The sequence below is a fragment of the Pseudomonas sp. URIL14HWK12:I5 genome (assembly GCF_900176445.1).
Lineage (GTDB): Bacteria > Pseudomonadota > Gammaproteobacteria > Pseudomonadales > Pseudomonadaceae > Aquipseudomonas > Aquipseudomonas monteilii.
Map to the genome: position 1 here is coordinate 209,607 of NZ_FWXQ01000005.1, position 23,714 is coordinate 233,320.

Here is a 23,714-nt window from a genome sequence, read left to right on the forward strand (position 1 = left end):
CAGGGGATCGCAATTCTCTGTAGGAGCGACCGAAGGTCGCGATGAGGCCGGTACAATCAACACATGCCTCAGGCATGCTCGACAAATACATCGGCAAACACCTGCCCCCGCGGCACCCCGGCAATGAACAGCCGCCGGGCAAACCGCTCGACACTCCCCGGTGCCCCACACACCAGTACCACCGTCTGCCGTGACGTCGGCCGTAACCCCGCCAGCGCCTCCTCCATCTGCTCCGCCAATACCAACCCGACAGTCACACCTGCCAATTCCTGCAACGGCCCAGCCAGATAATGCCCGGCGCTGTCCCCCGCCACATGCAGCACCCGAATCTCGCCGCGATGCCCCTGCCGCACCGCCTCGCGCAGGATGCCCCACAACGGCGCAAGCCCGGTGCCCGCAGCCAGCAGCCATAGAGGCCGATCCTGCCAGTCCGGATCGTAATGCAACGCACCGCCTCTGAACTCACCCAGGCGCAGCACATCACCCAGCCGCAAGCCACGGGCCTTGTCGCAGAAAGCGCCAGGGCGCTGGCAATCGATGTGGAACTCCAGAAAGTCCTCTTCCCCCGGCAGACTGGCCAGCGAATACGGCCGCGCCACCGAACCATTCCACAACACCACATGCTGCCCCGCCTGGTAACGCACCGCCCGCTCAGGCCGCAGCCGCACGCGCAATACATCACCGAACCAGTCCAACGCACAGACATGGGCCGGCACGCCATCGCGCTGCGGGTCGAACAACGCTACTTGCAGGTCTTCGACCACCCGGCACTGGCAGGCCAGGCGCCAGCCCAGGGCATGCTTGTCCAGCGCCAGGGCCTCGGGCAAGGCATCCAGCGGTTGCCCGGCCAGGCAATGCACCAGGCAGGCATGGCAACTGCCGGCGCGGCAGCTGTAAGGCACGTTGAGCCCGGCATCGTTCAAGGCATCGAGCAGGTTGCTGCCGGTTGGCACCGCCCAGCGGCGCTCGCCCACGCAAAGTTCGGGCATGGTTGGTCGTTCTCCACAAATCACAGTCCACTGTAAGCCAAGCGCGCAATGGCAGCAAAAAGGATGCCCAACCACTGCCGACCATGGTCCAGACCGGCCGCAGGTGTGCCCGGCACGGATGCGCGCTATACTGCCGCGCCTTTTTCCGTCGGCCTGACCTGCCGGCGCCTTGCAAGGCGCTTCGACACGCTGGTCGGCACCGTCGAGCGCCTTAATGAATGTTCCCGTCTTTAAGAGGAGCGCGCTGCATGACCGTGATCAAGCAAGACGACCTGATTCAGAGCGTCGCCGACGCCCTGCAATTCATTTCGTACTACCACCCCGTCGATTTCATCCAGGCCATGCACGAGGCCTACCTGCGTGAAGAGTCGCCCGCTGCTCGCGATTCCATCGCCCAGATCCTGATCAACTCGCGCATGTGCGCCACCGGCCACCGCCCGATCTGCCAGGACACCGGTATCGTCACCGTGTTCGTGCGCGTGGGCATGGACGTGCGCTGGGACGGCGCTACCCTGAGCGTCGACGACATGATCAACGAAGGTGTGCGTCGCGCCTACAACCTGCCGGAAAACGTCCTGCGCGCTTCGATCCTGGCCGACCCGGCCGGTGCCCGCAAGAACACCAAGGACAACACCCCAGCGGTCATCCACTACTCGATCGTCCCTGGCGACAAAGTGGAAGTGGACGTGGCTGCCAAAGGCGGTGGTTCCGAGAACAAGTCGAAGATGGCCATGCTCAACCCGTCCGACTCGATCGTCGACTGGGTACTGAAAACCGTCCCGACCATGGGCGCTGGCTGGTGCCCGCCTGGCATGCTCGGCATCGGCATCGGCGGTACCGCCGAGAAAGCCGCCGTCATGGCCAAGGAAGTGTTGATGGAGTCCATCGACATCCATGAGCTGAAAGCCCGTGGCCCGCAGAACCGCCTGGAAGAAATCCGTCTGGAGCTGTTCGAGAAGGTCAACCAGCTGGGCATCGGCGCCCAGGGCCTGGGTGGCCTGACCACCGTGCTCGACGTCAAGATCATGGATTATCCGACTCACGCCGCCTCGCTGCCGGTGTGCATGATCCCCAACTGCGCCGCTACCCGCCACGCCCATTTCGTGCTCGATGGCTCCGGCCCGGCCGAGCTGGAAGCACCGTCGCTGGACGCTTACCCGGAAATCGTCTGGGAAGCCGGCCCGAGCGCCCGTCGCGTCAACCTCGACGACATCACCCCGGAAGAAGTCGCCAGCTGGAAGCCGGGCGAGACCATCCTGCTCAACGGCAAGATGCTGACCGGCCGCGATGCTGCGCACAAGCGCATGGTCGAGATGCTCAACCGTGGCGAAGAGCTGCCAGTAGACCTGAAAGGCCGCTTCATCTACTACGTAGGCCCGGTCGACCCGGTCGGTGACGAAGTGGTAGGCCCAGCCGGCCCGACCACCGCTACCCGCATGGACAAGTTCACCCGCCAGATCCTTGAGCAAACCGGCCTGCTGGGCATGATCGGCAAGTCCGAGCGTGGCCCGACCGCCATCGAAGCGATCAAGGACAACAAAGCCGTCTACCTGATGGCCGTGGGTGGCGCTGCCTACCTGGTGGCCCAGGCCATCCGCAAGTCGAAGGTCCTGGCCTTCGCCGAGCTGGGCATGGAAGCGATCTACGAGTTCGAGGTCAAGGACATGCCGGTGACCGTTGCCGTAGACAGCAACGGTGAGTCGGTACACATCACTGGCCCTGCCCTGTGGCAGAGCAAGATTGCCCAGAGCCTGGCAGTCGAAGTGAAGTAAGCCTGATGTAACTGCGGCGGCCCCTTCGCGGGCTTGCCCACTCCCACAGGGACAGCGCAGGCCTCAGGGCTATGCGATACCTGTGGGAGCGGGCAAGCCCGCGAAGGGGCCGTCGTTGTTTCCACAGGACTCTAGGTACAGGCCGCCACGCTGCTCAAATCGGCAGCTCCTTGAGCCAGTAGGACATCAGTTTGTCGGTGCTTTCCGTATCATCCAGGTCTCGCCAGGCAAAGCTTGTGCGCAACGATGGGTCGTGCAGAAAACCACGGTTACGCCAGAAGCCGTGCAATGGTTTGTAGTCTGCTGGCCGTCTGGGGTGCACGCCTGGCCGCTCGACCGCACAGAATGCGCAGTAATCAAATTCGGCCAGCTTGTGCGCGTAAGATTCACGTTCGATGAAGAAGCGCACCCCCAGGCCCTGACCACGGTATTCCGGCAGTACCAGCGACCCACCGAAGTAGTACACGCTGGCCGGGTCACGCCCTTGGGCCAGGAACGGCTGCTGGAACTCGGGGGCTACATCCACCAATGGCAAGCCGGTGGAGGCGCCAACCACCTTGCCGTTGTCCAGTGCCAGCACCGCCAGGCTGCGCCCGGAGCGGGCATAGGTAGCGAGGTGGTCGGCCTCGTATTCCGGAGTGCCGTCGTAAAGGTAGGGGAACTCGCGAAACACGCTAAGGCGCAGGCGAGCAAGGTCATCGATGTAAGGCGCGATAGCGGCGCCGTGCAACAGGCGTATTTCCATGCTTGGCGGTCGTTTTGTCGATGGGGATGACGCGCTCGGCTAAGCCGGGCTTGAGGGGAAACCCTATCATCCGGGGCGACGACCGGCCTTTTCCCTACACGACAGGTACTGTTCCATGACCGCTACCGAACTGGTAAATGCTTACTATGCCGCCTTCAACGCCGGTGACATGCAGGGCTTTCTGGCACTGCTCAGCGAGGATGTGATCCACGACATCAACCAGGGTGAGCGGGAGATGGGCAAGGCCCGGTTTGCCGCGTTCATGGACAAGATGAACCGCTGCTACCGCGAGCGCCTGGCCGACATCGTGGTGATGCAGAACGCCGATGGCAGCCGTGCGGCGGCAGAGTTCACGGTACACGGTGAATACCTGGCCGATGACGAAGGACTGCCAGCGGCCAACGGGCAGACCTATGTGCTGTCGGCGGGGGCCTTCTTCTATATCCACTGCGGCAAGATTGCCCGGGTGACCAACTACTGCAACCTCAATGACTGGGTTGAGCAGGTTGCCTAAGCCTGTACCGGCCTCTTCGCGGGCAAGCCCGCGAAGGGGCCCGGTCAGGCAATACGAGTGCCTAACACCTTGAGGAAGGCAGCCAGCCACGCAGGGTGCGCTGGCCATGCCGGTGCGGTCACCAGATTGCCATCCACATGGGCCTGGTCCACCGCAATATCAATGAACGTCCCACCCGCCAACCGCACTTCCGGCGCACAGGCCGGGTACGCGCTGCATTCACGCCCTTCCAGCACACCCGCCGCCGCCAGCAATTGGGCGCCATGGCACACCGCCGCAATCGGCTTGCCGGCCTGGTCGAACGCCCGCACCAGCTCCAGCACTTTTTCATCCAGGCGCAGGTACTCTGGCGCACGGCCCCCGGGGATCAACAGTGCGTCATAACGCTCGGCCCGCACCCGCACGAAGTCGTAATTCAGGGCAAAGTTGTGCCCCGGCTTTTCGCTGTAGGTCTGCTCACCCTCAAAATCATGAATGGCGGTGCGTACCGTCTGCCCCGCCAGTTTTTCCGGGCACACCGCATGCACCGTGTGGCCGACCATGCTCAAGGCCTGGAACGGCACCATCGCCTCGTAGTCCTCGACGTAATCGCCCACCAGCATCAGGATCTTCTTCGCCGTCATCGCACCCACTCCTTCGGTTAACAGATACTGCACGATAGCCGCTGTCAGTCACGGCGGTCGAGCAGGTTGACCACCAGCCGGTCGATCCATCCCCAGATCCGCTGCTTCACCCTGCGCCACAGCGGCCGGGCATGCCAGTGATCGAGGTCGACTTCCTCGCTCAAGGCAAAGTCACGCTCGAAGCTGGCCACCACCGCCGCCGTCAGTGGCGGGTCCAGCGCCTCGATGTTGGCTTCAAGGTTGAAGCGCAGGTTCCAGTGGTCGAAGTTGCACGAACCGACGCTGACCCAGTCATCGACCACGGCCATCTTCAGGTGCAGGAAGCACGGTTGGTACTCGAAAATCCGCACCCCGGCACGCAGCAGCCGTGGGTAGTAGCGGTGCCCGGCGTAGCGTACCGACGGGTGGTCCGTACGTGGGCCGGTCAGCAACAGGCGCACATCAAGCCCTTTGCTGGCAGCACGGCGTAACGAACGGCGCACGCTCCAGGTCGGCAGAAAGTAAGGTGTGGCCAGCCATACCCGCTGCTTGCCACTGTTCAGCGCCCGCACCAACGAATGCAGAATGTCCTGGTGCTGGCGGGCGTCGGCATAGGCCACTCGCCCCATGCCTTGCCCTTGCGCAGGCAGTTTGGGCAGGCGCGGCAGGCCAAAGCCTTCGGCGGGGCGCCAGGCAGTGCGGCGGTTGTTGGCGGACCACTGGCGGTCAAACAGCAGTTGCCAGTCGGTAACCACCGGCCCCTGGATCTGCACCATCACCTCATGCCATTCGCTGGTCGCATCGCCCGGCGTCCAGAACTCGTCGGTAACACCCGTGCCGCCCACCACTGCCCAGCGTTCATCCACCAGCAGCAGTTTGCGGTGGTCGCGGTACAGGTTGCGCAGGCCGCGCTTCCAGCGCAGGCGGTTATACCAACGCAGGTACACGCCGGCGTCCAGCAGGCGCTGGCGCAAGGTGCTGTTGAACGCCAGCGAGCCATAGTCATCGAACAGGCAGCGCACCCGTACACCGCGCCGTGCGGCCTGTTCCAACGCCTCGACCACGGCTTCGGCACACGCGCCAGCCTCGACCAGATACAACTCCAGATCGACCTGGAACTCAGCACGCACGATCGCCGTGAGCATGCGCGGAAAGAACTCGGGGCCGTCGATCAGCAGTTCGAACTGGTTGCCATCCCGCCAGGGGAAGACCGGCCCCGGCATGTCAGCGGGCGTTGAAGATCAGCACCGCGCTAACCGGCACCGACGGGTTGATGGACTTGAGCCCGGCGAGCTTGCGCAGGGTTTGCAGCCCAGGCAGCAGGCCGAAATCCTCGGCACGTAGCACCAGGGGTTCGAGGGTTACCACCTGAAAGCGTCGTTCATCCAGACGCGTGGCCAGCAGCAGGGCGTTGTAGCTGTGCGACTGGCCATGCAGGGTAACGGTAAGCGGCAGGCGCAGTTCGATCTGGGCACCGTTGGCCAGGTCGTTGATTGGCCGCAGGTCCAGTTGCGCCTGCACCTTGGCTTCGGCAAAACGCTCGACCTCGAACAGGTCGTCACGCATACGCTCGTCACGCAGCGGGATGCCGCTGCTGACCGAATCCATCTCGATACTCAGGCCGGCCGCGCCCTTGCGGTCGACCTTGCCATGCAGCACCAGAAAGCGATGCACCTCGGCCGTGTCACCGTTCTTGCCGGTAATGAACGACAGGCGCGACGATTCGCCATCGAGGTGCCAATTGGCGTGGGCGGGCAGGCACAAAGCCAGCAGCAGGGCGGGCAAAAGACGGGGCAGCTTGAACATGACAGATCTCGTGAAACCAGGCCGCCAACCTTACCCGCCCGCCTTCATGGCAGCAAGCGGCAGCCCTCGCGCGGGCCCAGCCAGGCAGCCTGGTTGCGCCGCCCCAGGCCCTCGGCAGTGATGTGCCGCTGCGGGGTGTTTTCTTCAAGCAGGCTCAGCGGCAGCCACTGTTTTACATAGCCTCGGCAATACGCCTGCTCGAAGCCCATGACGAAGCGGCACGAGCAGTATTCCTTGGCCGAGTAGGCCGAGAGGATACCGGGGAAGTCTGCCAGGGCCTGACGCTCGTACCAGGCCCAGAACACCAGCCCTGGCAACACCAGTAGCAGTACGCGCTTCATGCCCCCTCCCCGGCCAGTGCGGCCAGCACTCGCTTGAGCAGTTCGTCATGCTGGTAAGCGCCGTCCCGGTCATCGGCATAGCGCACGATCACCAGCTTTTGCGTGGGCAAGATGTACAGCGCCTGGCCCCAATGGCCCAGGGCGGCGAAGGTGTCTGCGGGCGCATTTGGCCAGGGCCGCGTAGCGCCGGCCAACGGCTGGTTGAGCCACCAGTGGCCGCCTGGGTTGGCCTCTGCGGGGACAGGTTCGGCATGGGCAAACGGTGTACGGTTGAAGTCCACCCAGGCCCTGGGTAGCAGTTGCCGACCGTGCCACCGCCCCTCCCGTTGCATCAGCAAGCCGATACGGGCCAGGTCACGGGCACTGAGGTAGAGGTAGGAAGAGCCCACGTAGGTGCCCGCCTGGTCACGTTCCCACACCGCGCTGTCGATACCCAGCGGGGTGAATAATGCGTGCCAGGGGTATTCGGCGTACTGCCCGGCATCGAGCATGCCGCGCAGTGCGGCGGCCAGCAGGTTGCTGTCGCCACTGGAATAGAGGAACCGCTGGCCGGGGCTGGCCATCGCACCCCGTGCTGCCGTGTAGGCCGCCATGTCTTCGTGGCCACGGGTATACAGCATGGCCACCACCGAGGACTTGAGCGGGGCATATTCGTAGTCTTCCTGCCAGTCCAGGCCACTGGCCCAGTGCAGCAGGTCGGTCATGCGCACGCCCGGGTGGGTGCGCATGGCGGGATAGAAGCGTGTAACCGGATCTTGCAGCTGGAAGCGTCCCTCTCCTTGGGCCACGCCCATCAGCGTGGCGAGCACGCTTTTGCTGACCGACCAGGTCAGGTGTGCGGTGGCGGCAGTGGTGGGGGCGGCATAGCGTTCGTGGAGGATGCGGCCGTCGCGGATGATCAGCAGGGCGTCGGTGCGGATGCCGCTGCGATCAGGGGTGCGGGCGGGGAAGGCGTAAGTGTCGACGGCTTGCCAGTTGAGGGTGTCAGGGTCGGTCTGCCACTGCGGATCAGGCCAGTCCTCGGCCTCGGCGGTTGCCATAGCCATGCAAAAAAGCAGCAGCAGCAGACCTTTCAGCATCCGGTTCAAGGCTCGCAAATTTGGGGCTGCTGCGCAGCCCCTGGAGTCAGAAGTTCATGAAAAACTATCAGGCATTCATGACAATCCCGCAGCAGCCCAAGCTTTGTTCAGCCGCTTCTCCCGGGCCGCCGCCGCCAGCGCCATCACCCCTTGGTCGCGCTGCCAGATCTGCGCCCAATGCGCCGGCCCCGCTGCCAGTGCCGCATCAACCTCCCCCCGCAACGCCTGGAACTGCGCAAACAACCCACCCAGCAGCAAATGGCACCCCACACTGTCGGCACACTGCCGGCTGCCCTCGGCACACCCGGCCAGCAACCCAATCAATTGCAGCCGCAAACCCTGCGGCCAGGCGCACTCCTGTCCGACGCCATATAACCAGGCCGTCAACGCCGCCAGCACATACAAGTCTTCCAGCGAGCGGAACGGTTTCACATAGGCATCCCAACCGTCACCGGCCAGCAACTCGCATGCGGCCTGCTCCAGCACCAGCCGGCCATGGCCCACTTCCGGCATCAACGGCAGGACTGGTAGCGGCTCCAGCGTTACTCCCGGCTCCCCGGGATAGACCACCGCCAGGTTCAACTGTGGCGCCGCGCCAGGCGCCTCGCTACGTGCCGCCACCAGTAGCCACTCGGCATCCAGCCCGGCCGTGACGAAATCCTTGCTGCCCGTGAGCCGCAAGTGGTCGAGCCGCGTATGCATGTCCGCTGGCCGCACGCTGCGCCGCTCGGTGGCGCACAGGGCGCCGAGGCTTGGCGGGGCACTGGGCCACAGCACGCGCAAGGCTGCCTGGTAACCCACCAGGAACGCCAGGCCCGGCGTGGCCATCGCACGCCCGCCCAACACCGCCAGTTCAAAAGGGGCAACCGGGCCGAGGCGCTCAAGCAGCACGGCGTAGGTTTCGCCCAGGGTGCCCGCCAGCGCTTGGCGAAGCGGGTCGTTCAGTCGTTGCAACCAGGCCATGTGACGGCTCCTTGCTGGGGCTTTCTGGTCAAGGTTCTAGGGGTGTCACGCAAGCATCACCAAAGATTCACAGGGGTGACACCGCGCCTACCTAGGCTGACTTTGCACAACAAAGCCGACCGGCCGCAACCCTTCATGGCTGGCTTATGGAGACTCGCAATGACTCGGATCGCTCTCTCTGGCGACAACAGCACTGAACGCCGTCTGCAAGCCGAACGCCTGGTTGGCGCCACGGCGCTGCAAGAGGCCCAGGCCCTGCGCTACAAAGTGTTCAGCGCAGAATTCAAGGCCAAGCTCAAGGGTGCCGAGCAAGGTCTGGACATGGACGACTACGACGTGCATTGCCGCCATATCGGTGTTCGCGACCTGAGCACCGGCGAGCTGGTCGCCACCACCCGTCTGCTCGACCACCAGGCCGCCAGCAGCCTGGGCCGCTTCTACAGTGAAGAAGAATTCCGTCTGCACGGTCTTTTGCAGCTGCAAGGGCCCATCCTCGAACTGGGCCGTACCTGCGTCGCCCCCGACTACCGCAACGGCGGCACCATCGCCGTGTTGTGGGGCGAACTGGCCGAAGTGCTCAACGAGGGCCGCTACAGCTACCTGATGGGCTGTGCCAGCATCCCCATGCAAGACGGCGGCGTGCAGGCCCATGCCGTGATGCAGCGCCTGCGTGATCGTTACCTGTGCACCGAGCACCTGCGCGCCGAGCCGAAGAACCCGCTGCCGAACCTGGCCCTTCCGGGTAACGTCATCGCCGAAATGCCACCGTTGCTCAAGGCCTACATGCGCCTGGGTGCAAAAATTTGCGGCGAGCCGTGCTGGGACGAAGACTTCCAGGTGGCTGATGTCTTCATCCTGCTCAAGCGCGACGAACTGTGCCCGCGCTACGCGCGCCACTTCAAGGCGGCCGTCTGATGCCGAAGCTGCGGGTAATGGCCCGCCTGGCTCGACTGCTGCTGGTGCTGTTGCTGGGCATGTTGATGGCCAGCCTGATCGCCCTTGGCGAACGCTTGGGCTACAAGGCCACCATCGCACGCCGCCAGCGCTGGACCTGCCTGTTCATGAAGCGCCTGGTCGCCGCCCTGCCCTTCGACGTGCGGGTGGTGGGCGAACTGCCGCAGCGGCCGATGCTATGGGTGAGTAACCATGTTTCCTGGACCGACATCCCCTTGCTGGGCATGCTGCTGCCGCTTTCGTTCCTGTCCAAAGCCGAAGTGCGTCACTGGCCGGTGGCCGGCTGGCTGGCGGAAAAAGCCGGAACGCTGTTCATTCGACGTGGCGGTGGCGACAGCCAGCGCCTGCGCGAGCAGATCGCCGGGCAACTGGGCCTGGCCCGGCCGCTGCTGATCTTCCCCGAAGGCACCACCACCTGCGGTCGCACCTTGCGCACCTTCCACGGCCGGCTGCTGGCAGGCGCCATCGACCGGGGTGTGGCGGTGCAGCCGGTGGCTATCCAGTACTTGCGCGATGGCCAGATCGACCCGATTGCGCCGTTCATTGGCGATGACGATTTGGTGTCACACCTGATGCGCCTGTTCGCCCAGCCACGGGGGGAGGTTTGCATTCACCTGCTGGCGCCAATTGGCAGTGTAGGTAAAGAGCGGGCGGTGCTGGCGTTGCAGGCGCAACAGGCAATTCACCTGGCGTTGTTTGGGGTTGAGGAAGTCAAGCTGGCGCCACGGCGGCAAGCGCGGGCTGCCTGAGGATTTGCATTACCAGTGCTGGCCCTTTCGCGGGTAAACCCGCGAAGAGGCCGGCACTACCAATACAAAACTAACTGTCAGACATCCGCCCCGCCGCCGCAAACGCCTGCAACTGCGGGTAAAACTCCCGGAAGTCCGCCATCAGCGGCTCATACAACCGTTCCAGCTCCCCCATCACACCGGCCATCCCTTCCGGCCGGGACAGTCTCCGGGCAATGCCGTTGAACACCTGCTCCAGCGTGGCAAACTCGCCATACGCCCCCAGCCAGTCATCCGCCGCCATGAACGGCGCAATCCGTGCCAGCCGCCCCGGCAGCTCGGGCTCCGCCAACAACACCCGATAAAAATCCCCGGTGAACTGCGCCAGCGGCTGCTCGGCATAGTCCTGCCAATGCCGCGCCAGGCAATGATCAAAAAACACGTCCAGCACAATGCCCGCAAAGCGCCGCCGCTCGCGCGCAAAGCGCGCCAGTGCAGCCAGCACCAACGGGTGCTGATCGGTGTAGCTGTCGATATGCCGGTGCAACCGTATGGCCGCTTCCAGCGCAGGCGGGAAGCGCCCTTCCAGCGAGCCTTTGACAAAGTCGCCATATAGGCTGCCAAGCAGTTGTTGCGGCGCCGGGCCGCCCAGGTGCAGGTGCGCAAGGTAGTTCATGCGCGCAGTCTAGCACCGCTTGCGCCTATATCGTCATAACGCGATATAGCGATTCGTGCTCAGCTCAGAACCTCTTCATATTTGTATATCGGGAACGGACGATTTACATTTCGCTCCATCGCGATATACCGCTACAACGAGCCTCAACCCATGCCTCTCGATCTCGACGAAATCATAAAAGCGCTGGCCCACCCGGTCAGGCGAGAAATCCTCAGCTGGCTGAAAGACCCGGCAACGCAGTTCCCCGACCAGCACCACAGCACCGAAAACGGTGTGTGTGCCGGGCAGATCGACCAACGCTGCGGCCTGTCGCAGTCGACCGTCTCTGCCCACCTGGCCACCTTGCAGCGCGCCGGGCTGATCCGCAGCCAGAAGATCGGCCAATGGCACTTCTTCAAACGCGACGAAGCCACCATCGAGGCGTTCCTCGAACAACTGCGCCAAGCACTTTGACAAAGCAGGTAACCGCTATGACCACGCTTTTCGATCCGATCACCCTGGGCGACCTGCAACTGCCCAACCGCATCATCATGGCCCCACTCACCCGCTGCCGTGCCGACGAAGGCCGCGTGCCCAATGCGCTGATGGCCGAATACTACGTGCAGCGCGCCAGCGCCGGGCTGATCCTCAGCGAGGCGACGTCGGTCAGTGCCATGGGTGTCGGCTACCCGGATACCCCCGGTATCTGGAACGACGAGCAGGTACGTGGCTGGAACAACGTCACCAAGGCTGTGCATGCCGCAGGCGGACGCATCTTCCTGCAACTGTGGCACGTTGGCCGTATCTCCCACCCCAGCTACCTGAACGGCGAGCTGCCGGTGGCCCCCAGCGCGATCCAGCCCAAGGGGCATGTAAGCCTGGTGCGCCCGTTGAGTGACTACCCCACCCCACGCGCGCTGGAAACCGAAGAAATCATCGACATCGTCGAGGCTTACCGCAGCGGTGCCGAGAATGCCAAGGCGGCTGGCTTTGATGGTGTAGAAATCCACGGCGCCAACGGTTACCTGCTCGACCAGTTCCTGCAAAGCAGCACCAACCAGCGCACTGACCGCTATGGCGGCTCGCTGGAAAACCGTGCACGCCTGCTACTGGAAGTGACCGATGCAGCCATTGAAGTGTGGGGCGCGAACCGCGTGGGCGTGCACCTGGCACCGCGTGCCGATGCGCACGACATGGGCGATGCCGATCGCGCCGAAACCTTTACCTACGTGGCCCGTGAACTGGGCAAGCGTGGCATTGCCTTTATCTGCTCGCGGGAAAAGGAAGCCGATGACAGCATTGGTCCACTGATCAAGGAAGCGTTTGGCGGCCCGTACATCGTCAATGAGCGGTTTGACAAAGCCAGTGCCAATGCGGCGCTGGCCAGCGGCAAGGCCGATGCTGTGGCGTTTGGCGTGCCGTTCATCGCCAACCCTGATTTGCCGGCGCGGCTGGCGGCGGATGCGCCACTGAACGAGGCGCGACCCGAGACCTTCTATGGCAGGGGCCCGGTGGGGTACATCGATTACCCGCGGTTGTAATCGAGATTGCCGGGGCCGCTTTGCGGCCCTGTGCCGCGAATGGAGGGCAACGCCCTCCCCTGCGGTGTCACTGCCGGGCGTTGATCTGCTGTTGCAGGTTCTGAATCTGACTCTGCAAGGTATTCAGGTTCCGGGTCATCTGAGCTCGGAAGGCATCGAACTCCTGCACCGAAGCACCACCGGACGTCGCCGCAGCCGGGCGGTTGTCGATCTGGCTCTTGAGCACCAGCATGTCCTGCTCCAGGCCTTGAATGGCAGCGCTCGGGTTCCCCTGCTTCTTCAGCGCCGCTATATCGCTGCCCAGGCTCTTGAGCTGCACATCCAGCTTGCCGCCATCCACCTGCGCGGCTTTCAGCGCGGCAACCTGCTCGTTCAGCCCCTTGAACTGGGCATCCAGCTTGCCCCCATCCACCTGGCCCGAACGCAGCGCGGCCAGTTCGCCATTCACCAGCTTCAACTGTGCCTGCAACTGGCTTTGCAGCTCGGTCACAGCCTTCTGCTGTTCCCGGGTATCGGCCAGCACCTGTTCCAGGCGTTTGCCCAGGTCACCGGTCTGCCCGGCCACACCTTTCTGCAACTGGCGCAGTTGAAGCTTCAATGCCTCGCTGCTGGTGGTAGCGCCAGACTCGCTGGCATCCACCTTGCCGCTGATCGCCTGCAGGCGCCCTGCCGCTTCTTCACTGATGCGGGCAAAACTTTCCTGGGTCGCCACCAGTTGCTGCTCCATCAAGGAGATCTGCTGGAAGCTCCACCAACCCAGGCCTACCAAGGCGATGAACGAAGCACCGAGCAACGCCCACAACGGCGCCGTGCTTGGCCCGCGCGCGGCCTTCTGGCGGCTGCGCACGACATGCGCCGGCATCAGTTCGTCATCATCAACGGTGCCCGCACGCAAGGTAGGCACGTCATCGTAGTCATCGTGAGCATGGTTACGCATGGATACATTCAACCGCGTTAGTCGCAAAGAGGCACGAGTATAAACCGCCAACGCGGCGCATTGATGACCATTGTCAGCCCTGCGCTTCACTGCCCCGGCGGCAGGTGCTTCCACCAGCCACAGAATTCATCCAGCGCTGTCCACAGGCTGACCTTGGGCTGGTACTCCAGATACTGCCGGGCGCGGCTGATATCCAGGGTGAAATCGCGGCTCATCACCTGCATCCCCAGGCGCGACAAGGTCGGTTGCGGGCGACCTGGCCACAGCATGCAGGCCGCCTCGTTCAGCGCGGCCAGGCTGTAGGCCAGGCCGTAGGAACGGTAGCGGGTAACCTGCGGCAGCTGCATCTGGCGCATCACGTAGTTGACCACATCCCACAGCGGCAGCGGCTGGCCGTTGCTGATGTTATAGGCCTGGCCCAGCGCCCTATCGTCGGCGAACAAGGCGCTGAGCAGCGCCTCGTTAAGGTTGTGCACACTGGTGAAGTCAACTTTGTTCAGGCCATTGCCGATGATTGCCACGCGGCCTTTGCGCTGCATTTGCATCAGCTTCGGGAAAATGCTGGCATCACCGGCGCCCGTGACGAAGCGCGGGCGCAGCGCCAGCACTTCCAGGCCAAACTCCTGCGCGCCGAATACTTTCTGCTCGGCCAGGTGCTTGGTTTGCCCGTAATGGTCGTGGAAGCGGCGCGGTACCTGGTCTTCACGGACATCCAGGCGCGAACGGCCATTGAAATAGATCGACGGCGACGACAGGTGCACCAGGCGCCTGACATGCTCCTTCAAGCAGCCCTCAACCACGTTCTCGGTAACCACCACGTTGCCTTGGTAGAAGTCCTGGTAGCGCCCCCAGCTGCCCACCGCGCCAGCGCAGTGCACCACGGCCTCGACGCCCTGGCACAAGCGACGGGCCAGCTCGGCATCGCCCAGGTCGCCAGGGATGAACTGGGCGCCGCGCTTGACCAGGTGCTCGACCCCTTCGGCGCGGCGGCCGCTGACCCGCACGTCCAGGCCCTGCTCCAGGGCAAAGCGCGCAAAGCGCCCGCCGATGAAGCCGCTCGCGCCGGTGACCAGAATTCGCATGTAAGACTCCGTCTTGCCAGATTTCAGATGCAACTGACGCCAGCCGTGGCTACAAGGGCACCAGCCATTGCAGTGCGGTGTACCGCAGGTGGTCGGTCAGTTGCGCGAGCAATTGCCCGCCATTGCGCCAATGATGCCAGTACAGCGGCACATCGATAGGGGTATCGCGGCAGATTTCCACCAACTGCCCGCTGGCCAGTTGCTCCCGGGCCTGCAATTCGGGCACCAGTCCCCAGCCCAGGCCGGCCTCGGTCATGCGCAGGAAGCCTTCGGAGGACGGGCACAGGTGATGCAGAAAACCGTCCTCGATGCCCAGCGATGCCAGGTAGCGATGCTGCAGGAAGTCGTCCGGGCCATACACGATCGCCGGGGTACGGGCCAGGCGGCTGGCGACAAAACCCTGGGGAAAATGCCGCGCCATGAACCCGGGGCTAGCCAGTGCCCGGTAGCGCATGGCGCCCAGTGGCTGGCTGCGTGCCCCCGCTACCGGGCGCTCACTACCACACAGGCAGGCCGCCACTTCGCCGGCACGCATACGTTTGAGGCCCACTTCCTGGTCCTCTACCACCAAGTCGGTCAAAACGTTCTGCTGTGCGCAGAAATCCCCCACCGCGCCGGCCCACCAAGTGGCCAGGCTGTCGGCGTTGAGGGCGATGCGCAGGCGCTCCGGCATACCCTCTTCGTCCAGCGCCGGCACCTGGCGCTGCAAGTCACGTTCAAGCAGGCGCACCTGCTGCACATGGTTGAGCAACTGGCGGCCTACCTCGGTCGGGCCTGGCGGCGTGGCACGCACCAGCACCGGCTGGCCGACGCGCGCCTCCAGCAGCTTGATACGCTGGGAAATGGCCGACTGCGACAAGCCGAGCACTTGCGCCGCACGCTCGAACCCCCCCTGTTCGATCACCGCCGCGAGGGCGGCCAGCAGCTTGTAGTCGAACATCGATTTCTCTAATGCCTTATCAGCTTTATTTGTTTTTCTTATACAGCGCCGGTCATCACAATAGCCAGCATCTTTTATGACCTTTCCGGAGAGCCCCATCATGTGGCAAAGCTATCTCAACGGCATGCTGGTGGCCTTCGGCCTGATCATGGCCATCGGCGCTCAGAACGCCTTCGTCCTCGCCCAGAGCCTGCGCCGGGAACATCACTTGCCCGTGGCGGCGCTGTGCATCGTCTGTGACGCCATTCTGGTGGCTGCCGGTGTGTTTGGCCTGGCCACGGTACTGGCGCACAACCCGACCTTGCTCGCGGTCGCGCGCTGGGGCGGTGCGGTGTTCCTGATCTGGTACGGCGCCAAGGCACTGCGCAGCGCCTGCTCCAAGCAGAGCCTGCAGCACCAGGAAGGCCAAGGCATGCGCTCACGCCGCGCAGTGCTGCTCAGCGCCCTGGCAGTGACGCTGCTGAACCCGCACGTGTACCTCGACACGGTGTTGCTGATCGGCTCGCTGGGCGCCCAGCAGACCGCCCCCGGTGCCTACGTGGCGGGCGCGGCCAGTGCTTCGCTGCTGTGGTTCTCCACCCTGGCCATCGGCGCAGCCTGGCTGGCACCGTGGCTGGCACGGCCGGCAACCTGGCGCATGCTCGATTTGATGGTGGCGGTGATGATGTTCGCGGTGGCGGCGCAGTTGATCTTCAACTGACCCTGGGCTTGTCACAACATTTCTAGCGCCTGGCAGATCGAGCGCCGCGCGGGCGGCGCTCGATCTGCCAGGCGCCACAAGGGGTAAGCCGAACACCACCGGTCGGCACACCCCAACCGCTCTGGAACCTCTATTCCCTATGTTTGTTGCGTGGTTATGCGCCGGGGCTGGTGCTATGATCGGGCCCTTGCGTCGCAAAGAGTACAAACTCGCCGACGTACATAGGGCCGCCCGTGATCGGCCCTGCGCAAACCGCGAACTAGACCTGAATCAGGAGATCCACCATGGCTTTTGAATTGCCGCCGCTGCCGTACGCCCACGATGCCCTGCAGCCGCACATCTCCAAGGAAACCCTGGAGTTTCACCACGACAAGCACCACAACACCTATGTCGTGAACCTGAACAACCTGGTCCCAGGCACCGAATTCGAAGGCAAGACCCTGGAAGAGATCGTCAAGACCTCTTCGGGCGGCATCTTCAACAACGCCGCTCAGGTCTGGAACCACACCTTCTACTGGAACTGCCTGGCGCCAAACGCCGGTGGTCAACCGACCGGTGCCCTGGCTGACGCCATCAACGCCGCTTTCGGGTCCTTCGACAAGTTCAAGGAAGAGTTCACCAAGACTTCGGTTGGTACCTTCGGTTCCGGCTGGGGCTGGCTGGTGAAGAAAGCTGACGGTTCCCTGGCCCTGGCCAGCACCATCGGCGCCGGTTGCCCGCTGACCAGCGGCGACACCCCGCTGCTGACCTGCGACGTCTGGGAACACGCCTACTACATCGACTACCGCAACCTGCGTCCGAAGTACGTCGAGGCGTTCTGGAACCTGGTCAACTGGGCCTTCGTTGCCGAACAGTTCGAAGGCAAGACCTTCAAGGCCTGAGTCATTCAGCCCTGAACATGAAGACCCGGCCCTGTGCCGGGTTTTTTTATGCCAGTACCGGCCTCCCGCGCCCACGAACGCCAACACGGTTTTGCTTGCTCAGCCCGCATAGCGCGCTAACATCAAACCTCTGGAAGATTCACACAGCGCATTCAAGTTGCGGGGTCAGGCAACCGATACACTGCTCATGATCGGCCGATAGTGTATCGTCATCGTTGATGGCAAAATGATGCCATGCGCATGGATTAAGGAAACCCCATTGAAGCTGGAATTGCGGAACAGCTTGTCGGTCAAGTTGCTCAGGGTCGTGCTGCTGTCGGCGCTGGCAGTCGGCGTTGTGCTCAGCTGTGCGCAAATCGTCTACGACACCTACAAGACCCGCCAGGCCGTTAACAACGATGCCCAGCGCATCCTCGACATGTTCCGTGACCCTTCCACCCAGGCGGTGTACAGCCTCGACCGCGAAATGGGCATGCAAGTGATGGAAGGCCTGTTCCAGGACGAATCGGTGCGTATGGCCTCCATCGGGCACCCCAACGAAACCATGCTGGCCGAAAAGTCGCGCCCGCTGCAGGACATGTCCATGCGCTGGCTGACCGATCTTATCCTCGGCCAGGAACGCACCTACACCACACAACTGGTCGGCCGTGGCCCTTACAGCGAATACTACGGCGACCTCAGCATCACCCTCGACACATCGTCCTACGGCGAAGACTTCCTGATCAATGCGGTAATCATCTTCATTTCCGGCGTGTTGCGGGCCTTGGCCATGGGCCTGGTGCTGTACCTGGTGTACCACTGGCTGCTGACCAAGCCGCTGTCCAAGATCATCGAGCACCTCACCCAAATCAACCCCGACCGCCCCAGTCAGCACCAGATACCGCTGCTCAAGGGCCACGAGAAGAACGAACTGGGCCTGTGGGTCAACACCGCCAACCAGTTGCTGGCTTCGATCGAGCGCAACACCCACCTGCGCCACGAGGCCGAAAACAGCCTGCAACGCATGGCCCAGTACGATTTCCTCACCGGCCTGCCCAACCGCCAGCAACTGCAGCAGCAACTGGACAAGATTCTCGTCGACGGCGGTCGCCTGCAGCACCGTGTGGCGGTGTTGTGCGTGGGCCTTGACGATTTCAAGGGCATCAACGAGCAATTCAGCTACCAGGTGGGCGACCAGTTGCTGCTGGCCCTGGCTGACCGCCTGCGCGCCCACAGTGGCCGGCTGGGGGCCCTGGCGCGACTGGGCGGTGACCAGTTTGCCCTGGTGCAAGCCAATATCGAGCAGCCCTACGAGGCAGCCGAACTGGCGCAAAGCATCCTCGACGACCTGGAAGTGCCGTTCGACCTCGACCACCACCAGCAGATCCGTCTGCGCGCCACCATCGGCATTACCCTGTTCCCCGAAGACGGCGACAGCACGGAGAAACTCCTGCAAAAAGCCGAACAGACCATGACCTTGGCCAAGGCCCGTTCGCGCAACCGCTACCAGTTCTACATTGCCAGCGTCGACAGCGAGATGCGCCGCCGCCGCGAGCTGGAAAAAGACCTGCGCGAAGCCCTGCCACGCAACCAGCTGTACCTGGTTTATCAGCCACAAATCAGCTACCGCGACCACCGCGTGGTCGGCGTGGAAGCGCTGCTGCGCTGGCAGCACCCGGAGCTGGGCATGGTGCCGCCCGACCAGTTCATCCCGTTGGCCGAGCAAAACGGCAGCATCATCAGCATCGGCGAATGGGTACTGGACCAAGCCTGCCGGCAACTGCGCGAATGGCACGACCAGGGCTTCAGTGAGCTGCGCATGGCGGTCAACCTGTCGACCGTACAGCTGCACCACAGCGAGCTGCCACGGGTGGTCAACAACCTGCTGCAGGCTTATCGCCTGCCACCGCGCAGCCTGGAGCTGGAAGTCACCGAAACCGGCCTGATGGAAGACATCAGCACCGCTGCCCAGCATCTGCTGAGCCTGCGCCGTTCCGGGGCACTGATTGCCATCGACGACTTCGGCACCGGCTATTCGTCGCTCAGTTACCTGAAATCGCTGCCGCTGGACAAGATCAAGATCGACAAGAGCTTCGTCCAGGACCTCCTCGACGACGATGACGACGCCACCATCGTTCGCGCCATCATCCAGCTGGGCAAGAGCCTGGGCATGCAGGTGATCGCCGAAGGCGTGGAAACCGCCGAGCAGGAAACCTACATCGTTGCCCAGGGCTGCCACGAGGGCCAGGGCTACCACTACAGCAAGCCGCTGTCGGCCCGCGAGCTGACCAGTTTCCTGAAGCAGGCGCAGCGTCACCAGGTTTCGATGTTCTGAGTACGCCTGCCCGGTTACACGCCGTGACCGCCATTTACATGAATTGCACGCCGCCTCTTTACAGCAAATGCAAATCTTTCGCATGATGTTGCGGTTTCGCGTGCCACGGCGCACGGTCCACCCCTTGGTCCAACCACACGATGCAGGAAAACCAACAATGATTCGAATGCCTCTGGCCTCCGCCAGTCTGCTGGCCATTGCCATCGCTCTCGCCGGCTGCGGTGAAGGCAAGGACGACAAAGCCGCCGCGCCGCAAGCCCAGGCACCTGCTGCCGCCAGCACCACCGCTGCCGCGCCCGGGGCTGTCGACGAAGCCGCCGGCAAAGCCGTGGTCAAGCATTACGCCGAAATGGTTCATGCTGTGTACAGCGACTCGCTGAGCACCGCCAAAACCCTGCAGACTGCAGTGGACGCGTTCCTGGCCAAGCCCAACGACGAAACCCTGAAAGCCGCCAAGCAAGCCTGGTTCGCCGCGCGCGTTCCGTACCTGCAATCCGAAGCCTTCCGCTTCGGCAACACCATCATCGACGACTGGGAAGGCCAGGTGAACGCCTGGCCCCTGGACGAAGGCCTGATCGACTATGTCGACAAGAGCTACGAGCATGCCCTGGGCAACCCGGCCGCCGGCGCCAACATCATCGCCAACACCGAGATCCAGGTTGGCGAGGAGAAGGTCGACGTCAAGGACATTACCCCAGAGAAACTGGCCAGCCTGAACGAACTGGCCGGCTCCGAGGCCAACGTTGCCACGGGCTATCACGCCATCGAATTCCTGCTCTGGGGCCAGGACCTGAACGGCACCGGCCCAGGCGCTGGCAACCGCCCGGCATCCGACTACCTGGAAGGCCAGGGCGCCACCGGTGGCCACAACGAGCGCCGCCGTGCCTACCTGAAAGCCGTTACCCAACTGCTGGTTACCGACCTTGAAGAAATGGTCGGCAACTGGGCGCCGAACGTCGCCGACAACTACCGCGCCAAGCTGGAAGCGGAGCCTGTCAACGACGGCCTGCGCAAGATGCTGTTCGGCATGGGCAGCCTGTCGCTGGGCGAACTGGCGGGCGAGCGCATGAAGGTTTCGCTGGAAGCCAACTCGCCGGAAGACGAGCAGGACTGCTTCAGCGACAACACCCACTACTCGCACTTCTACGACGCCAAGGGTATCCGCAACGTCTACCTGGGCGAGTACACCCGTCCGGACGGTACCAAGGTGACCGGCCCAAGCCTGTCGTCGCTGGTAGCCAAGGTCGACCCGGCCGCCGACGCCACCCTCAAGGCCGACCTGGAAGCCACCGAAGCCAAGATCCAGGTAATGGTCGACCACGCCCTCAAAGGCGAGCACTACGACCAGCTGATCGCGGCCGACAACGCTGCCGGCAACCAGATCGTGCGTGACGCGATCGCCGCACTGGTCAAGCAGACCGGTGCAATCGAGCAGGCGGCTGGCAAGCTGGGTATTGCCAACCTGAACCCGGACACTGCAGATCACGAATTCTGATCTTGCGGTAGCGGTTCTGAAAAGAGGCGTCCTTCGGGTCGCCTTTTTTGCTTATGGCCCTCTGACACCGATTTCATCCAGCAATTGCAAATTGCTCTTATTCAAACACCCCCACTTTGCTAAGCTTGCACGCCGGTTTTTCGTCCACGCCCAGGATTTTGCATGTCCTCGTCGCTGTCCCGACTCTCCCCGCTGATGCTGGTCCTCGCCCTCTCTGCCTGTGACGACGCCCCGCGGTTCACCCAGGCCGAACCCGGCGAAGCATTGTCGGGCGGCAAGGCAACCGTGCAGCGGACTGACCGCAACGCCTATTCCCTGCCCTCGGCCAACCTCCCAGCCGAACGTCGCGTGGACTTCGCCGTGGGCAACAGTTTCTTCCGCAACCCCTGGGTGATCGCCCCTTCCACCACCACCGCCCGCGACGGCTTGGGCCCGCTGTTCAACACCAACGCCTGCCAGAACTGCCATGTGCGCGATGGCCGCGGCCACCCGCCAGAGCCGGGCAATAGCAACGCGGTGGGCATGTTGGTGCGCCTGTCGATCCCCGACCAGCCCTATCTGGCCAAGGTCATCGAGCGCCTGGGCGTGGTGCCTGAGCCGGTGTACGGCACTCAGCTGCAGGACATGGCCATCCCCGGTGTGGCCCCCGAAGGCAAGGTACGGGTGAGCTACACCCGCGAAACCGTGTCGTTCAAGGACGGCCATCAGGTCGAACTGCGCAAGCCGACCCTGCAGATCAGCCAGCTCGGCTACGGCGTCATGCACCCCGACACGCGCTTTTCGGCGCGGGTGGCGCCGCCAATGATCGGCCTGGGCCTGCTCGAAGCCATCCCCGAAGCCGACTTGCTGGCCAACGAAGACCCCGATGACCACAACCGCGACGGCATCCGCGGGCGGGCCAACCGCGTGTGGGACGACGCCCTGGGCAAGACCGTGGTCGGCCGCTTCGGCTGGAAAGCCGGGCAGCCCAACGTCAACCAGCAGAACGTGCACGCCTTTGCCGGCGACATGGGCCTGACCAGCACCTTGCAGCCCAAAGACGATTGCACCCCGGCACAAACCGACTGCCTCGCCGCGCCCAATGGCGACGGCGCCAATGGCGAAAAGGAAGTCAGCGACAATATCCTGCGCCTGGTCACCTTCTACACCCGCAACCTGGCGGTGCCAGCCCGCCGCGACGTCGGCTCGCCGCAGGTGCTGGCAGGCAAGAACCTGTTCTACCAGGCCGGCTGCCAGGGTTGCCATACACCGCAGTTCACCACCGCTGCCGATGCTGCCGAGCCAGAGTTGGCCAACCAGGTCATCCGCCCCTACAGCGACCTGCTGCTACACGACATGGGCCCAGGCCTGGCCGATGAGCGCACCGAGTTCGCCGCCAACGGCCAGGACTGGCGTACCCCGCCCCTGTGGGGCATCGGCCTGAGCGAAACGGTCAGCGGCCACAGCCAGTTCCTGCACGACGGCCGCGCCCGTGACCTGCTGGAAGCCGTGCTCTGGCACGGGGGCGAAGCCGAGGCGGCACGCAACTTCGTACTCACGTTCAATGCCGAGCAACGCACTGCGCTGCTGGCGTTCCTGAATTCACTTTAAAACGCGCTAAGGAGCCGGGCATGTTCCGACCCAAACTGTTGTTCACCAGCCTCGCTGCACTCGCCCTCGGCGCCTGCTCGCCGCAGGACCCGCAAGCCGTCACCTCCGCTGCCATCGCCAAGCAGGTCATCCTGCCCACTTACAGCCGCTGGGTCGAAGCCGACCGCACGCTGGCCGCCAGCGCCCTGGCCTACTGCGAAGGCAAGGAAGACCTGGAAAAGGCCCGTGCCGACTTCCTCAAGGCGCAAAAGGCCTGGGCCGAGCTGCAACCGCTGCTGGTCGGCCCACTGGCCGAAGGCAACCGCGCCTGGCAGGTACAGTTCTGGCCCGACAAGAAGAACCTGGTCGGCCGCCAGGTCGAGCAGCTGGTCAACGGCGACAAGCCGGTAGACGTCGCTTCCCTGGGCAAGGCCAGCGTGGTGGTACGCGGCCTGTCGGCCTACGAGTACATCCTGTTCGACAGCAAGCCGGACATTGCCACTGCCGAGCAGAAAGCCCGCTACTGCCCGCTGCTGGTGGCCATTGGTGAACACCAGAAGGTCCTGGCCGAGGATATCCTCAAGAGCTGGAACAGCACCGACGGCATGCTGTCGCAGATGACCAAGTTCCCCAACCAGCGCTACGCCGACTCCCACGAGGCGATCGCCGACCTGCTGCGCTCCCAGGTCACCGCCCTGGATACCCTGAAGAAGAAGCTAGGCGCGCCGATGGGCCGCCAGAGCAAGGGCATCCCGCAGCCGTTGCAGGCCGAAGCCTGGCGCAGCCACTCCTCGCTGAAGAGCCTGGAAGCCACCCTCAAGGCGGCCGAAACCGTCTGGGTCGGGGTCGACAACCAAGGCCTGCGCGGTTTGCTGTCCAGCGATCAGAAAGCGCTGGCGGACAAGATCGACGCCGCCTACGCTACCTCGCTCAAACTGCTGGCCGACAACCAGAAGTCGCTGGGCGAGCTGCTGGCCGACGACGCTGGCCAGCAAACCCTGAACCAGATCTACGACAGCCTCAACGCTGTCCATCGCCTGCACGAAGGCGACCTGGCCAAGGCGTTGAACATTCAGCTGGGCTTCAATGCCAACGACGGTGACTGAT

General features: G+C 63.7%; 24 protein-coding genes. 12 read left to right on the forward strand and 12 right to left on the reverse strand.

Features of this window, described 5'->3' with window-relative positions; translation table 11 throughout:
• Positions 1–68: 68 nt before the first annotated feature.
• The gene (locus B9A31_RS13590; RefSeq protein ID WP_027615392.1) at positions 69–989 is read right to left on the reverse strand and encodes an iron-sulfur-binding ferredoxin reductase; all 921 of its coding nucleotides are present in this window, start codon (positions 987–989) and stop codon (positions 69–71) included.
• 248 nt (positions 990–1,237) lie between these two features.
• Between B9A31_RS13590 and B9A31_RS13595 the strand changes: the two genes are divergently transcribed.
• The gene (locus tag B9A31_RS13595) at positions 1,238–2,761 is read left to right on the forward strand and encodes a fumarate hydratase (RefSeq protein ID WP_012274004.1); all 1,524 of its coding nucleotides are present in this window, start codon (positions 1,238–1,240) and stop codon (positions 2,759–2,761) included.
• Between the two features lie 154 nt (positions 2,762–2,915).
• Here the strand turns inward: B9A31_RS13595 and B9A31_RS13600 are convergent, their stop codons facing one another.
• Entirely contained in the window at positions 2,916–3,506 is a 591-nt protein-coding gene (locus B9A31_RS13600; RefSeq protein WP_019099616.1) for a GNAT family N-acetyltransferase, read from the reverse strand.
• A gap of 115 nt (positions 3,507–3,621) precedes the next feature.
• Between B9A31_RS13600 and B9A31_RS13605 the strand changes: the two genes are divergently transcribed.
• On the forward strand, positions 3,622–4,020 hold the full coding sequence (locus B9A31_RS13605) for a nuclear transport factor 2 family protein (protein ID WP_025753935.1): 399 nt from the start codon (positions 3,622–3,624) through the stop codon (positions 4,018–4,020).
• A 44-nt stretch (positions 4,021–4,064) separates the two neighbouring features.
• On the opposite strand, the gene B9A31_RS13610 is transcribed toward B9A31_RS13605, so the two are convergent.
• The 6 genes from B9A31_RS13610 to B9A31_RS13635 form a co-directional block, all read right to left on the reverse strand.
• Positions 4,065–4,643, reverse strand: coding sequence for a DJ-1/PfpI family protein (locus B9A31_RS13610; RefSeq protein WP_016713616.1), 579 nt, complete (start codon positions 4,641–4,643; stop codon positions 4,065–4,067).
• Positions 4,644–4,687: 44 nt separating this feature from the next.
• Positions 4,688–5,845, reverse strand: coding sequence for a phospholipase D-like domain-containing protein (locus B9A31_RS13615; protein WP_025753936.1), 1,158 nt, complete (start codon positions 5,843–5,845; stop codon positions 4,688–4,690).
• 1 nt (position 5,846) lies between these two features.
• The gene (locus B9A31_RS13620; protein ID WP_027615391.1) at positions 5,847–6,428 is read right to left on the reverse strand and encodes a YceI family protein; all 582 of its coding nucleotides are present in this window, start codon (positions 6,426–6,428) and stop codon (positions 5,847–5,849) included.
• Positions 6,429–6,472: 44 nt separating this feature from the next.
• Positions 6,473–6,769, reverse strand: coding sequence for a hypothetical protein (locus tag B9A31_RS13625; protein ID WP_025753938.1), 297 nt, complete (start codon positions 6,767–6,769; stop codon positions 6,473–6,475).
• Positions 6,766–7,848, reverse strand: coding sequence for a serine hydrolase domain-containing protein (locus B9A31_RS13630; protein WP_084297067.1), 1,083 nt, complete (start codon positions 7,846–7,848; stop codon positions 6,766–6,768). The genes B9A31_RS13625 and B9A31_RS13630 overlap by 4 nt, the downstream gene beginning before the upstream one ends.
• 75 nt (positions 7,849–7,923) lie before the next feature.
• Positions 7,924–8,811 carry an acyl-CoA dehydrogenase middle domain-containing protein gene (locus B9A31_RS13635; protein WP_084297068.1) on the reverse strand — a complete coding sequence of 296 codons (888 nt, stop codon included), beginning with the start codon at positions 8,809–8,811 and terminating at the stop codon, positions 7,924–7,926.
• A 159-nt stretch (positions 8,812–8,970) separates the two neighbouring features.
• Between B9A31_RS13635 and olsB the strand changes: the two genes are divergently transcribed.
• On the forward strand, positions 8,971–9,726 hold the full coding sequence (gene olsB / locus B9A31_RS13640; protein ID WP_016713610.1) for an L-ornithine N(alpha)-acyltransferase: 756 nt from the start codon (positions 8,971–8,973) through the stop codon (positions 9,724–9,726).
• Positions 9,726–10,514, forward strand: a complete 789-nt coding sequence (locus B9A31_RS13645) for a lysophospholipid acyltransferase family protein (protein ID WP_084297069.1) — start codon at positions 9,726–9,728, stop codon at positions 10,512–10,514. The genes olsB and B9A31_RS13645 overlap by 1 nt, the downstream gene beginning before the upstream one ends.
• Before the next feature lie 70 nt (positions 10,515–10,584).
• Here B9A31_RS13645 and B9A31_RS13650 read toward each other — a convergent pair whose 3' ends face one another.
• The gene (locus B9A31_RS13650) at positions 10,585–11,169 is read right to left on the reverse strand and encodes an acyl carrier protein phosphodiesterase (protein ID WP_019099622.1); all 585 of its coding nucleotides are present in this window, start codon (positions 11,167–11,169) and stop codon (positions 10,585–10,587) included.
• 150 nt (positions 11,170–11,319) lie between these two features.
• Here B9A31_RS13650 and B9A31_RS13655 point away from each other — a divergent pair, with 150 nt between their 5' ends.
• Together B9A31_RS13655 and B9A31_RS13660 are read left to right on the forward strand one after the other, a co-directional pair.
• Complete coding sequence (locus tag B9A31_RS13655) at positions 11,320–11,622, forward strand: ArsR/SmtB family transcription factor (protein ID WP_019099623.1); 303 nt, start codon at positions 11,320–11,322, stop codon at positions 11,620–11,622.
• 17 nt (positions 11,623–11,639) lie between these two features.
• Positions 11,640–12,689, forward strand: a complete 1,050-nt coding sequence (locus tag B9A31_RS13660; RefSeq protein ID WP_016713606.1) for an alkene reductase — start codon at positions 11,640–11,642, stop codon at positions 12,687–12,689.
• A 67-nt stretch (positions 12,690–12,756) separates the two neighbouring features.
• Here B9A31_RS13660 and B9A31_RS13665 read toward each other — a convergent pair whose 3' ends face one another.
• From B9A31_RS13665 to B9A31_RS13675, 3 genes are all read right to left on the reverse strand, one after another.
• Positions 12,757–13,626 carry a hypothetical protein gene (locus tag B9A31_RS13665; RefSeq protein WP_019099624.1) on the reverse strand — a complete coding sequence of 290 codons (870 nt, stop codon included), beginning with the start codon at positions 13,624–13,626 and terminating at the stop codon, positions 12,757–12,759.
• An 86-nt stretch (positions 13,627–13,712) separates the two neighbouring features.
• Complete coding sequence (locus tag B9A31_RS13670; RefSeq protein ID WP_027615387.1) at positions 13,713–14,708, reverse strand: NAD-dependent epimerase/dehydratase family protein; 996 nt, start codon at positions 14,706–14,708, stop codon at positions 13,713–13,715.
• Between the two features lie 49 nt (positions 14,709–14,757).
• On the reverse strand, positions 14,758–15,648 hold the full coding sequence (locus B9A31_RS13675) for a LysR family transcriptional regulator ArgP (protein WP_019099625.1): 891 nt from the start codon (positions 15,646–15,648) through the stop codon (positions 14,758–14,760).
• Between the two features lie 100 nt (positions 15,649–15,748).
• Here B9A31_RS13675 and B9A31_RS13680 point away from each other — a divergent pair, with 100 nt between their 5' ends.
• From B9A31_RS13680 to B9A31_RS13705, 6 genes are all read left to right on the forward strand, one after another.
• Positions 15,749–16,348 carry a LysE/ArgO family amino acid transporter gene (locus tag B9A31_RS13680; RefSeq protein ID WP_019099626.1) on the forward strand — a complete coding sequence of 200 codons (600 nt, stop codon included), beginning with the start codon at positions 15,749–15,751 and terminating at the stop codon, positions 16,346–16,348.
• A 284-nt stretch (positions 16,349–16,632) separates the two neighbouring features.
• A complete protein-coding gene (locus tag B9A31_RS13685; protein WP_012274023.1) occupies positions 16,633–17,229 on the forward strand; it encodes a superoxide dismutase in 597 nt (198 codons plus the stop codon).
• Between the two features lie 259 nt (positions 17,230–17,488).
• Complete coding sequence (locus tag B9A31_RS13690) at positions 17,489–19,543, forward strand: putative bifunctional diguanylate cyclase/phosphodiesterase (protein WP_019099627.1); 2,055 nt, start codon at positions 17,489–17,491, stop codon at positions 19,541–19,543.
• Positions 19,544–19,700: 157 nt separating this feature from the next.
• Entirely contained in the window at positions 19,701–21,038 is a 1,338-nt protein-coding gene (locus B9A31_RS13695; RefSeq protein ID WP_019099628.1) for an imelysin family protein, read from the forward strand.
• Between the two features lie 162 nt (positions 21,039–21,200).
• The gene (locus B9A31_RS13700) at positions 21,201–22,628 is read left to right on the forward strand and encodes a di-heme oxidoreductase family protein (protein ID WP_019099629.1); all 1,428 of its coding nucleotides are present in this window, start codon (positions 21,201–21,203) and stop codon (positions 22,626–22,628) included.
• 20 nt (positions 22,629–22,648) lie between these two features.
• Positions 22,649–23,713 (forward strand): imelysin family protein, encoded by a 1,065-nt coding sequence (locus B9A31_RS13705; RefSeq protein ID WP_016713598.1) that lies wholly within the window; start codon positions 22,649–22,651, stop codon positions 23,711–23,713.
• Position 23,714: the final 1 nt, after the last annotated feature.

What these genes read in the sequence shown, in the direction of transcription:
- B9A31_RS13615 (WP_025753936.1), bottom strand. Translation starts at nt 5,845, where the DNA reads ATGCCGGGGCCGGTCTTCCCCTGGCGGGATGGCAACCAGTTCGAACTG.
- B9A31_RS13620 (WP_027615391.1), bottom strand. Translation starts at nt 6,428, where the DNA reads ATGTTCAAGCTGCCCCGTCTTTTGCCCGCCCTGCTGCTGGCTTTGTGC.
- B9A31_RS13635 (WP_084297068.1), bottom strand. Translation starts at nt 8,811, where the DNA reads ATGGCCTGGTTGCAACGACTGAACGACCCGCTTCGCCAAGCGCTGGCG.
- B9A31_RS13685 (WP_012274023.1), top strand. Translation starts at nt 16,633, where the DNA reads ATGGCTTTTGAATTGCCGCCGCTGCCGTACGCCCACGATGCCCTGCAG.
- B9A31_RS13605 (WP_025753935.1), top strand. Translation starts at nt 3,622, where the DNA reads ATGACCGCTACCGAACTGGTAAATGCTTACTATGCCGCCTTCAACGCC.
- B9A31_RS13645 (WP_084297069.1), top strand. Translation starts at nt 9,726, where the DNA reads ATGCCGAAGCTGCGGGTAATGGCCCGCCTGGCTCGACTGCTGCTGGTG.
- B9A31_RS13610 (WP_016713616.1), bottom strand. Translation starts at nt 4,643, where the DNA reads ATGACGGCGAAGAAGATCCTGATGCTGGTGGGCGATTACGTCGAGGAC.
- B9A31_RS13655 (WP_019099623.1), top strand. Translation starts at nt 11,320, where the DNA reads ATGCCTCTCGATCTCGACGAAATCATAAAAGCGCTGGCCCACCCGGTC.
- B9A31_RS13695 (WP_019099628.1), top strand. Translation starts at nt 19,701, where the DNA reads ATGATTCGAATGCCTCTGGCCTCCGCCAGTCTGCTGGCCATTGCCATC.
- B9A31_RS13590 (WP_027615392.1), bottom strand. Translation starts at nt 989, where the DNA reads ATGCCCGAACTTTGCGTGGGCGAGCGCCGCTGGGCGGTGCCAACCGGC.
- B9A31_RS13705 (WP_016713598.1), top strand. Translation starts at nt 22,649, where the DNA reads ATGTTCCGACCCAAACTGTTGTTCACCAGCCTCGCTGCACTCGCCCTC.
- B9A31_RS13660 (WP_016713606.1), top strand. Translation starts at nt 11,640, where the DNA reads ATGACCACGCTTTTCGATCCGATCACCCTGGGCGACCTGCAACTGCCC.
- B9A31_RS13665 (WP_019099624.1), bottom strand. Translation starts at nt 13,626, where the DNA reads ATGCGTAACCATGCTCACGATGACTACGATGACGTGCCTACCTTGCGT.
- B9A31_RS13680 (WP_019099626.1), top strand. Translation starts at nt 15,749, where the DNA reads ATGTGGCAAAGCTATCTCAACGGCATGCTGGTGGCCTTCGGCCTGATC.
- B9A31_RS13650 (WP_019099622.1), bottom strand. Translation starts at nt 11,169, where the DNA reads ATGAACTACCTTGCGCACCTGCACCTGGGCGGCCCGGCGCCGCAACAA.
- B9A31_RS13625 (WP_025753938.1), bottom strand. Translation starts at nt 6,769, where the DNA reads ATGAAGCGCGTACTGCTACTGGTGTTGCCAGGGCTGGTGTTCTGGGCC.
- B9A31_RS13700 (WP_019099629.1), top strand. Translation starts at nt 21,201, where the DNA reads ATGTCCTCGTCGCTGTCCCGACTCTCCCCGCTGATGCTGGTCCTCGCC.
- B9A31_RS13600 (WP_019099616.1), bottom strand. Translation starts at nt 3,506, where the DNA reads ATGGAAATACGCCTGTTGCACGGCGCCGCTATCGCGCCTTACATCGAT.
- B9A31_RS13675 (WP_019099625.1), bottom strand. Translation starts at nt 15,648, where the DNA reads ATGTTCGACTACAAGCTGCTGGCCGCCCTCGCGGCGGTGATCGAACAG.
- B9A31_RS13595 (WP_012274004.1), top strand. Translation starts at nt 1,238, where the DNA reads ATGACCGTGATCAAGCAAGACGACCTGATTCAGAGCGTCGCCGACGCC.
- B9A31_RS13630 (WP_084297067.1), bottom strand. Translation starts at nt 7,848, where the DNA reads ATGCTGAAAGGTCTGCTGCTGCTGCTTTTTTGCATGGCTATGGCAACC.
- B9A31_RS13670 (WP_027615387.1), bottom strand. Translation starts at nt 14,708, where the DNA reads ATGCGAATTCTGGTCACCGGCGCGAGCGGCTTCATCGGCGGGCGCTTT.
- olsB (WP_016713610.1), top strand. Translation starts at nt 8,971, where the DNA reads ATGACTCGGATCGCTCTCTCTGGCGACAACAGCACTGAACGCCGTCTG.